Source organism: Streptomyces aurantiacus JA 4570, assembly GCF_000414115.1.
In the GTDB taxonomy this organism is placed as follows: domain Bacteria; phylum Actinomycetota; class Actinomycetes; order Streptomycetales; family Streptomycetaceae; genus Streptomyces; species Streptomyces aurantiacus_A.
The window spans coordinates 1-9,058 of the sequence record NZ_AOPZ01000557.1 but is presented as its reverse complement, the minus strand read 5'-3'; the positions used below and the strand labels follow the sequence as shown (position 1 = coordinate 9,058).

Below are 9,058 nucleotides of genomic sequence, written 5' to 3'. Positions count from 1 at the left end.
GCCGCCCGCCGCCGCCCCGCGGTCCCGCGCCCCCGACGCCCCGCCCCGGTGCACCAGCACGACCGCCCCCAGCCCGACCGCGAGGCCGAGCACCGTCTGCGGGCCGAACGGCTCGCCGAACATCGCCGCGCCCCACAGTGCCGTCACCGGCGCCATCAGGAACATCAGTGTGTTGACGCGGGTGACGCCGCCCCGCCGCAGGATCAGCCAGTAGAGGCCGTACCCGCCGAACGTGGAGAGCACCACCAGCCAGCCGATGGCCGCCCAGAACGACGTCTCGGCGACAGGAGCCGCGGCGCCCAGGGCGAGCGCGAGCCCGCTGAAGACGACCGCGCTCGTGACGCAGTGCACGGTCATCGCGGTCAGTGGTGCGACCGGCGTGCGGGTGCGGCGGTCCAGGAACGTCGCCGCGACCAGCGACAGCATGCCGAGGAACGGCACGAGGTAGGCCCACCAGGGCGCGCCCGTGCCGGCCGCCGCGTCGCCCGCCGTGACGACGGCCACGCCGGTCAGGCCGAGCGCGAGCCCCAGCCACTGGGTGCGGGACACGTACTGGCCGAGCAGCGGTCCGGCGAGGGCGCCCGCGACCAGCGGCTGGGTGCCGTCGATCAGCGCTGTCGTACCGCTGGAGACGCCGAGTTGGATCGCGTAGTACACGGTCAGGAGATAGCCGCTCTGCGACAGCGCGCCGACGACCGCCTGGCGCGCGAGGTCCCGGGCCGTGAGCCCGCGCCAGGACGCCCGGGCGACGGTGGCGGCGAGCAGCGCGAGGACGGCCGCCAGCGGCAGGAACCGCCAGCGGCAGGAACCGCCACATCAGGACCGTCACCGCGTCCGCGCTGCCCGCGCCGAGCTTGGCGCCGATGAAGCCGGAACTCCAGGTCAGCACGAATCCGATGGAGAGCAGGACGTTCACGACGCGCCTCCCGTGGGCCCGCGCACGGCGGACCGAAAGTAGACCGATCTGTTTACTCCTTGGAGGTGAGTATACAGATCGGTCTACTATCGGTGCGGGGTCGTCGTGGTGAGGTGGACGCATGAGTGAGTACGTGAAGCAGGCACCGGAAGCGTCGAAGGCGCCGGAGACCGGGGGAGCGGGGCCGCGCCGCGTGCCCCTGACGCCCGGTGCGCGGCGCGCCCTGGAGGCGGCCGGGCGGCTGTTCTACGAGCGCGGCATCCACGCCGTCGGCGTGGACCTGATCGCGGCCGAGGCCGGCGTGACCAAGAAGACGCTGTACGACCGGTTCGGCTCCAAGGACCAGATCGTCGTCGAGTACCTGGCGGACCGCGACGAGCGCTGGCGCGCCTTCCTCGCCGACCGCCTGGAACGGGTCCGCGCGCCGAGGTCCCGGATCCTGGCCGTCTTCGACGCCTCCCGCGACTGGGCGGAGCGGAGCCTGCCCCGGGGGTGCAGCATGATCAACGCGCACGCCGAGATCACCGACCCCGCGCACCCCGCGTACGCGGTGATCACCGGACAGAAGGCGTGGATGCTCGCGCTCTTCACCGACCTGGCCCGCGCGCTCGCCCCGCGCAGGGCGAAGTCGCTCGGCAGGTCGCTGATGCTGCTGCACGAGGGCGGTCTCGTCGCGTACGGCATGGGGATCTTCCCCGACGCGATCGACCACGCCCGCCGGGATGCCCAGGCCCTGCTCAAGGCGGCCGTGCGGTCGGACGGCTGAGGTCTGCCCTTTGCGTCAATGCCCCAGATTTGCACATGTGTTGAGCAAGTCTTTACTCGTGGCCGGAAGGTGACGTTCCGGGCGCCCTCGATCCCGGGGTTCGGCGCGGTGTGGCCCGGTGTGCCGCCCTGACGCTCTCTTGACCCGCGCTCCGCGGCGGCCGAAATCCCCCGGGTCGCGCGGGCCGGGGGCGTTACGGGCGCGTTGACCGTATGCGGTCCGGGGCGGAGCCTGGGGAGATAGCTGCCTATTACATCTAGTTCGGCCGTTCACGACGTACGACCGGGAAGGCAGCCGGACGGCAGGAGGAAACCGCATGTGTGGCATCACCGGCTGGGTCTCTTTCGACCGGGATCTGCGGGCGCACCCGCAGGCCCTGGACGCGATGACGGAGACGATGTCGTGCCGCGGCCCGGACGACCGCGGCACCTGGGCCGAGGGGCCCGCGGCACTGGGGCACCGGCGCCTGGCCATCATCGATCTGCCCGGCGGGCGCCAGCCGATGACCGCGGAGACGCCCGACGGCACCGTGGCCCTGGTGTACTCCGGCGAGACGTACAACTTCACCGAGCTGCGCGAGGAACTGGCCGGGCACGGGCACCGGTTCGCCACCGACTCCGACACGGAGGTCGTCCTGCGGGGCTATCTGCAGTGGGGCGAGGGTGTCGCCGAGCGGCTGAACGGGATGTACGCGTTCGCCGTGTGGGACGGCCGCGGGCAGCGCCTCGTCATGGTCCGTGACCGGATGGGCATCAAGCCCTTCTACTTCCACCCGACGCCGGACGGCGTCCTGTTCGGCTCCGAGCCCAAGGCGATCCTCGCCAATCCGCTCGCGCGCCCCCGGGTCGGTGTCGACGGAGTGCGCGAGGTCTTCGCCTTCGTGAAGACTCCCGGGCATGCGGTGTGGGACGGCATGCGCGAGGTCGAGCCCGGCACCGTCGTCACCGTCGACCGCGACGGCCTGCGCAGCCGCACCTACTGGCGCCTCGAGACCCGCCCGCACCCGCACGACCGCGACGAGACCGTGGCCACGGTGCGCTCGCTGCTCGACGACATCGTGCGCCGCCAGCTCGTGGCCGACGTGCCGCGCTGTGTGCTGCTCTCCGGCGGTCTCGACTCGTCCGCGATGGCGGCCCTCGCCGCAGGCCAACTCGCGGGCGCGGGCGAGACGCTGCGCAGCTTCTCCGTCGACTTCGCCGGCCAGAGCGACCACTTCGTGGCCGACGAGCTGCGCGGCACGCCGGACTCGCCGTACGCCCACGACGTGGCGCGGCTCGCGGGCACCGACCACCGTGACATCGTCCTGGACACCCAGGCGCTCGCCGACCCCGAGGTGCGCGCGAAGATGCTCACCGCCCGCGATCTGCCCGTGGGCTTCGGGGACATGGACGCCTCGCTGTATCTGCTGTTCCAGGCGATCCGCGAGCATTCCACGGTCGCCCTGTCCGGCGAGTCGGCGGACGAGGTGTTCGGCGGCTATCTCCAGTTCTTCGACGAGCAGGCCCGGCGGGGCGGCACGTTCCCCTGGCTGGTGCGGCACGCCGAGACCCTGGGCGACGAGACGGGCGTGCTGCGCCGGGACGTTCTCGACGCGCTCGACCTGCCGACGTACATCGGGGACAGCTACGCCACGGCGGTGCGCGGCGTCGAACGCCTCGACGGGGAGAGCGACTTCGAGTACCGCATGCGCACCGTCAGCCACCTCTATCTGACCCGCTTCGTGCGCGCGCTGCTCGACCGCAAGGACCGCGCGAGCATGGCCGTGGGCCTGGAGGTGCGGGTGCCGTTCTGCGACCACCGCCTCGTGGGCTACGTCTACAACGCGCCCTGGGCTCTGAAGTCCTTCGACGGCCGGGAGAAGTCGCTGCTGCGGGAGGCGGCGCGGGACAGCCTGCCGCGCTCCGTCTACGACCGGGTGAAGAGCCCCTATCCCTCCACGCAGGACCCCAAGTACGCCTTCGCGCTCCAGGAGCACGCCAAGGATCTCCTGGCGGACCCCGGGCACCCGGTCTTCGCCCTGGTCGACCACGAGGCCCTGCGCGCCCTCGCGCACCGCGACACCCCGCAGATCAGGCAGGCGTCGCGGCGCGGCCTGGAGCGGGCGCTCGACCTGGCGCTGTGGTTCGACCTGTACAAGCCGGAGGTGTCGTTGACCTGAGTCGACCCGAGGGGGCGGGTGCCGGGGCGGCGGCTTCGGCTCAGGGGCCCGAGCAGCTGCGGACCGCCGGCGGCTGCTGCGGGATCCGGGCGGGGTCCGTGGTCGTGAGGGTGTCCAGAAACCGCTGGAGCGCGGGCGCCTGGCTGGTGTCGGGGCCGCGCCGCACCGGCGGCACGACCACCCCGCGCCGGGCGCTGCCCGGGCCGCTGGTGTCGGGGGCCTGCCCGGCGTGGACGGCCGCCCGGCGTATGAACTCCGCGACCGTGATGCCGAGGCGGTCGGCGTGCCGGGCCACGACGGCGTATTCGTCGAGTGGGAACAAGACCTGCACAGGCTTGGCACCGTCCATGGACGCATGATGCCGCCCGGACCGGCCGCGCGCGGTGCGGTTGGCATATTCGCGCTCGAAGGGGTGGCAGTGCCGCGAAGCGGTGGCGAACGGCGGGTGTACGTGGCGGGCGGTGGACGGGTGTGCGTGGTGAACACCGGGCGGCCATAGAAGAGCCCCGGCCGGACGGGGGAATCGCGGTCGGGGCTCTCATCTTGTTCAACGATGAAATAGGGCCCCTCGTTCCATGGTGCCGTTCTGGATATGTGTGATCTGCGTTACATGCGAGGTTCGCCCGGTGGACGGGCGAGTGACCCGGGTGCCCCCCAGCTATAGCTTGGGGCCCGTGACGCTCGACGACCTCCGTGTATTCATCGCCGTCTGCCGCGCCGGCAGCCTCAGCGCGGTGGCCCGCGAACTCTCCTGTACGCAGTCGGCGGTGAGCCAGCACGTCAAACGTCTGGAGAAGGAGCTCGCCGTCAGCCTCCTGGAGCGGCACGCGCGAGGTGTCGTACCGACATCGGCCGGGCGCATCCTGCAGGCCGCCGCGAGCGACGGCATCGGCGGCATCGACCTCGCCCTGCGCCGCCTGCGCGACCTCGTGCGCGGGGAGAGCGGCGCGGTGCGCGTCACCACCGGCGCGACGACCGTACGGCACTTCATGGCCGCCGCGGTCGTCGGCTTCCGGCAGCGGTTCCCGCAGGTCACGCTGGAGTTCCAGACGGCGAGTTCGAGCCGGGCCTGCTTCGACGCGCTGGCCGCCGATGACCTGGACCTGGCGTGGGTCACCATCGGCGCGCCCGTGCGCGGCATCGAGCAGCGGCCCGTCGCCGACCTGCCCTGGGTCCTCGCGGTCCCGGCCGGCGACCCGCTCGCGGCCGAGCCGCGCGCCGAACTCGCCGACCTCGCGGCCGCCCGGCTCATCCGCCCGCCGCAGGCATCCACCTCCCGCACGCAGCTCGACGAGGCCCTCGCCGACCTGGACGTCGGCCCCGCCGGGCACACCAGCGTCGCCGACTGGGACACCGCGCTGCTGCTCACCGAACTCGGCGTCGGCCAGGCCGTCGTGCCCGCCCTGCCCGGCTGGCGCGCCCAGAACCCGCCCGGCCTCTGTCTGGTTCCGGTCCCCGACCTGCCCCCGCTCTCCGTCGGCTGGGCCGTGCGCCGCTGGGACGCGCTCAGCCCGCTGGCCCGCGCCTTCGCGGACATGGTGGCCGCCGACTGCGGCCGGGGCGCGGCCGGTCCGGTCCCGGCCCAGGGCGCGAGGGGCGCGGCCCGCCGTCATGGCGCGAGTCGCGCCGCCCGCATCTGCAAGTAGCGGGACTCCGGCCGGCTGAGCGTGCGCTGCGCCGCCGCCCCGTAGGCGGCCCGCGCCGCTTCGAGGTCGCCCGCCTTCTCCAGCAGGTGGCCGCGCACCGCCTCGAGCCGGTGATGGCCCGCCAACCGCCCCTCCAGCGCCGCCAGTTCGTCCAGACCGGCACGCGGCCCGTGCACCATGGCGACCGCGACGGCCCGCCCCAGCTCGGCCATGGGCTCCGGGGCACGGCGCACCAGGATGTCGTACAGAGCGAGGATCTGCGGCCAGTCGGTGTCCTCGGAACGCTCCGCCTCGTCGTGCAGCGCGGCGATCGCGGCCTGCAACTGGTAGACGCCCGCCGGACCTTGGCCCAGCGCCTCCTCCACCAGGGCGGTGCCCTCACGGATCGCTTCCGCGTCCCAGCGCGTGCGGTCCTGCTCGTCCAGCGGGACCAGCTCGCCGTGCGGTCCCGTGCGGGCGGCGCTGCGCGCGTCGGTGAGCAGCATCAGCGCCAACAGGCCCGTCACCGCGCCTTCTTGGGGCAGCAGCCGGCGGACCGCACGGGTCAGCCGGATCGCCTCACGGGCCAGGTCCGCGCGGTGCAGCGCCGGCCCCGACGTCGCCGTGTAGCCCTCGTTGAAGATGAGGTAGAGCACCTGGAGGACCACCGCGAGGCGCCGGTCGCGGTCCGCGGGCCCCGGCTGCCGGAAGGGCGTGCCCCGTACCTTCTGCTTGGCGCGGCTGATGCGCTGGGCCATCGTCGCCTCCGGCACCAGGTGCGCCCGGGCGATCTCGCCCGGGCGATCTCGGCGGTGGTGAGACCGCCGACGGCCCGCAGGGTCAGCGCGATCTGCGCGGCCGGGCTCAGCGAAGGCTCGCAGCACAGGAAGAGGAGCGTGAGCGTGTCGTCGTCCGACGGGGCGCGGCTCTCGCCGGGCGCGGGCGCCGTGAACGCGTCGCGCGGCGTCATCCGGGCGGCGTTCTCCTCGCGCCGACGCCGGGCCGCGTCGCTGCGGAGCTGGTCCGTCAGGCGCCGCGACGCCACCTTGATCAGCCAGCCGCGCGGATTGTCCGGCGTGCCCCGGTCCGGCCACTCGCGGGCGGCGGCGAGCAGGGCCTCCTGCACGGCGTCCTCGGCCTCGTCGAAGTGGCCGTAGCGCCGCACCAGCGCGCCGAGGACCTGCGGCGCGTGCAGGCGCAGCAGGTCCTCCGTGCCACCGGTCGCGCTCACCGCCGTCCGCGGGTTCCGCCGCCGTGCGCCGGTCCCGTGCGGCGGCCGGGGTCAGCCACAGTCCACGCCTTCGCCGCCGCCCTCCTGGATGGGCCGGATCACCACCGGCGGGGTCGGGGAGCCCGCGGGGACCGGGCACTCGTTGACGCGCTTGGCGATAGCCGTGACCCGCTCCAGGCTCTCGCACTCAAGGACCCAGTAGCCGGCGAGGACCTCCTTGGTCTCGCCGTAGGGACCGTCCGTGATCACCGGCCGGCCGTTGTCGTCGATGCCCACGAGGCGCGTCTGCGCCGGTTCGGTCAGGCCCTGGCCGTCGATGAACTCACCGGATTCGGACAGGTCGTTGTTCAGGTCGCCCATGAACGCGAACATCGCCTGCAGCTCCTGCTCGCTCCACACCGGGCTGTGCTCGGACCCCTTGCCGCTCATGGCGTCGTAGTCGGCCTGGGACCCCTGCACCATCACCAGATACTTCATGACCGCACTCCTTGGCTGCGTCGTCGCCCCTCATGGGCAACTCTCACAGGGGACGTCGGAGCGGGCGACTCGGTCTCGACAACTTCCGCGAAGTTTTTTTCTCCGGGGCGGGGGTTTCGGTATCGGGGCAGGTCAGGAGGGTGCGGCCCGCGTCCGCGTCGCTCGACTGGCCCACCTGCGGGGCGGCTCTCGGCGGCCGCAGCGAGAGTGGGCCCATGCGTGCCTTGCGGGAGACGGTGGCGGGGCTGCTGCCGCGTGCCGGGCGCGCCGTGCTCGTGTGCCTGCCGGGTCTCGTGGCCGTGGCCGCCCTGGTGCTGTGCGTCATCGGCGTGCAGCGCGCGGTCGACGGGGGCGGGCGGCAGGTCGAGGCCAGGGCGGTCGCGCACCGGGCCGCCAGGCCCGCCATCGTGCCGCGCGAACGGTGGCTGGGCGACACCCGGCCCACCCGGCCGCCCGCCCGCTACGGCGGGCCCGTCGTCGCGGTCTTCGTCCACCACACGGACTCGCCCAACGGGTACGACTGCGCCGACGCGCCCCGCATCATCCGCGCGCTCGCCGAGGGCCAGACCGGCGCCCGGCTGTTCGACGACATCGGCTACAACTTCCTCGTCGACCGCTGCGGCACGATCTACGAAGGGCGCGCGGGCGGCGTCGACCGGCCCGTCGTGGGCGCCCACACGCAGGGGTTCAACCACCGCACCGCGGGCATAGCGGCGATCGGCACGTTCACGGCGGGCGCCCCGGTACCGGCGCCGATGGTGGAGGCCATCGCCGCGCTCACCGCCTGGAAGCTCGGCCTCGCCGACGCCGACCCGCGGCGCACCGCACGCCTGGTCTCCAGCAACAGCCTCAGCCGGTACCGGGTGGGCGCGCACGCGGACTTCCAGGCGGTGTCCGGGCACGCCGACGGCTACTACACGCACTGCCCGGGCGCCGCGCTGCGGGCCGAACTGCCCGCGATACGGGAGCGGGCGGCGGCACTCCAGGGGCGGACGTCCGCGCGCCAGGCGGCGGCGGTCGGGCGGCGCTGACCCCCGCCGTGCCCCGCCCCGGTTCAGCGCGCGGTGGCGTACACGATGAGGTTGTCCACCGGATGCCCCTGCGCGTCGAAGGCGCCGTCGCAGGTGATCAGGCGCAGGGCGCGCGAGCCGGTGCTGCCGTAGACCTTGTCCGTCGGGAACGCCTGCTTGTCGACCGTCTCGGTGCCGGTGACCCTGAAGCGGACGGTCTTTCCACGGGAGTCGCGGACCGCGATGTCCGCGCCCGCCCGCACCTTCTTCAGGTCGTGGAAGACGGCCTTGCCGAAGCGGGTGTCGTTGTGGCCGATGATGACGGCCGCGCCGCGCTCACCGGGCACGGCCCCGCCGGTGTACCAGCCCGCGGTCATGCCCTTGTCCGGCGGGGGCACCTCGACCGTGCGGTCGTCGTTCAGGCCGAGCCGCATCAGGGAACTGCTGACGCCGATCGACGGGATGGACACGTGGACCGGGGCCGCGGCCGTCGCCGGGGTGCCGCGCCCCGCGGCCCGTCCCGAGCCCGCGTCGCCGGCCGCGTCACGCGGCTCCTTCACGGCGTACGTGGTCGGGGACTCGGCCCGCGCGCCGCTCGCGGAGGAGCAGCCGGTCGCGGCGGCGCGGCGGCGCAGACGAGGGCGAGGGCGGACGCCACGAGCGCGGCGGCGCGCTGCGGACGCCGGTGGTGCGTAGGGGACATCCGGTGGTGCGTACGGGACATGAGGGCTCCATGCCGCGCGGTGGCGCCGCCCCGGGAGCTTGCGGAAGGGGACCGGGGCGGCGCCACCACGAGAGGGTCGGGCCCGACGGCGTGCGTCGGGCGGGGCCGGGCGGGTGCGGGCCGCGTCAGCCCTGCCGGCCCCCGGCGGCGC

The 9,058-nt window shown here is 73.9% G+C and carries 7 protein-coding genes and 2 pseudogenes; 4 read left to right on the top strand and 5 right to left on the bottom strand.

Going from position 1 to position 9,058, the window contains the following annotated elements:
* Nucleotides 1–916: pseudogene (locus STRAU_RS38160) on the bottom strand (DMT family transporter); the annotation flags it as partial.
* Between the two features lie 121 nt (nt 917–1,037).
* On the opposite strand from STRAU_RS38160, the gene STRAU_RS38155 reads away from it, so the two are divergent.
* Together STRAU_RS38155 and asnB are read left to right on the top strand one after the other, a co-directional pair.
* Nucleotides 1,038–1,682, top strand: a complete 645-nt coding sequence (locus tag STRAU_RS38155; RefSeq protein WP_016645730.1) for a TetR/AcrR family transcriptional regulator — start codon at nt 1,038–1,040, stop codon at nt 1,680–1,682.
* 316 nt (nt 1,683–1,998) lie between these two features.
* The gene (gene asnB, locus STRAU_RS38150; RefSeq protein WP_016645729.1) at nt 1,999–3,840 is read left to right on the top strand and encodes an asparagine synthase (glutamine-hydrolyzing); all 1,842 of its coding nucleotides are present in this window, start codon (nt 1,999–2,001) and stop codon (nt 3,838–3,840) included.
* Between the two features lie 40 nt (nt 3,841–3,880).
* On the opposite strand, the gene STRAU_RS38145 is transcribed toward asnB, so the two are convergent.
* Entirely contained in the window at nt 3,881–4,189 is a 309-nt protein-coding gene (locus tag STRAU_RS38145; protein ID WP_016645728.1) for a hypothetical protein, read from the bottom strand.
* Nucleotides 4,190–4,514: 325 nt separating this feature from the next.
* On the opposite strand from STRAU_RS38145, the gene STRAU_RS38140 reads away from it, so the two are divergent.
* Nucleotides 4,515–5,486: a LysR family transcriptional regulator gene (locus STRAU_RS38140; protein WP_016645727.1), complete on the top strand. Its 972-nt coding sequence runs from the start codon at nt 4,515–4,517 to the stop codon at nt 5,484–5,486.
* On the opposite strand, the pseudogene STRAU_RS38135 reads toward STRAU_RS38140, so the two are convergent.
* Both STRAU_RS38135 and STRAU_RS38130 read right to left on the bottom strand, forming a co-directional pair.
* Nucleotides 5,450–6,696 (bottom strand): annotated as a pseudogene (locus STRAU_RS38135) (RNA polymerase sigma factor). The gene STRAU_RS38140 and the pseudogene STRAU_RS38135 sit on opposite strands and share 37 nt — an antisense overlap.
* 51 nt (nt 6,697–6,747) lie before the next feature.
* On the bottom strand, nt 6,748–7,173 hold the full coding sequence (locus tag STRAU_RS38130; RefSeq protein ID WP_016645725.1) for a YciI family protein: 426 nt from the start codon (nt 7,171–7,173) through the stop codon (nt 6,748–6,750).
* A gap of 215 nt (nt 7,174–7,388) precedes the next feature.
* Here STRAU_RS38130 and STRAU_RS38125 point away from each other — a divergent pair, with 215 nt between their 5' ends.
* A complete protein-coding gene (locus STRAU_RS38125; protein ID WP_016645724.1) occupies nt 7,389–8,204 on the top strand; it encodes a peptidoglycan recognition protein family protein in 816 nt (271 codons plus the stop codon).
* A 23-nt stretch (nt 8,205–8,227) separates the two neighbouring features.
* Here STRAU_RS38125 and STRAU_RS38120 read toward each other — a convergent pair whose 3' ends face one another.
* Nucleotides 8,228–8,743 (bottom strand): class F sortase, encoded by a 516-nt coding sequence (locus tag STRAU_RS38120; RefSeq protein ID WP_016645723.1) that lies wholly within the window; start codon nt 8,741–8,743, stop codon nt 8,228–8,230.
* Nucleotides 8,744–9,058 lie beyond the last annotated feature (315 nt).

Coding starts and splice junctions, on each gene's coding strand:
- STRAU_RS38125 (WP_016645724.1), top strand. CDS start 7,389: ATGCGTGCCTTGCGGGAGACGGTGGCGGGGCTGCTGCCGCGTGCCGGG.
- STRAU_RS38145 (WP_016645728.1), bottom strand. CDS start 4,189: ATGGACGGTGCCAAGCCTGTGCAGGTCTTGTTCCCACTCGACGAATAC.
- STRAU_RS38130 (WP_016645725.1), bottom strand. CDS start 7,173: ATGAAGTATCTGGTGATGGTGCAGGGGTCCCAGGCCGACTACGACGCC.
- asnB (WP_016645729.1), top strand. CDS start 1,999: ATGTGTGGCATCACCGGCTGGGTCTCTTTCGACCGGGATCTGCGGGCG.
- STRAU_RS38155 (WP_016645730.1), top strand. CDS start 1,038: ATGAGTGAGTACGTGAAGCAGGCACCGGAAGCGTCGAAGGCGCCGGAG.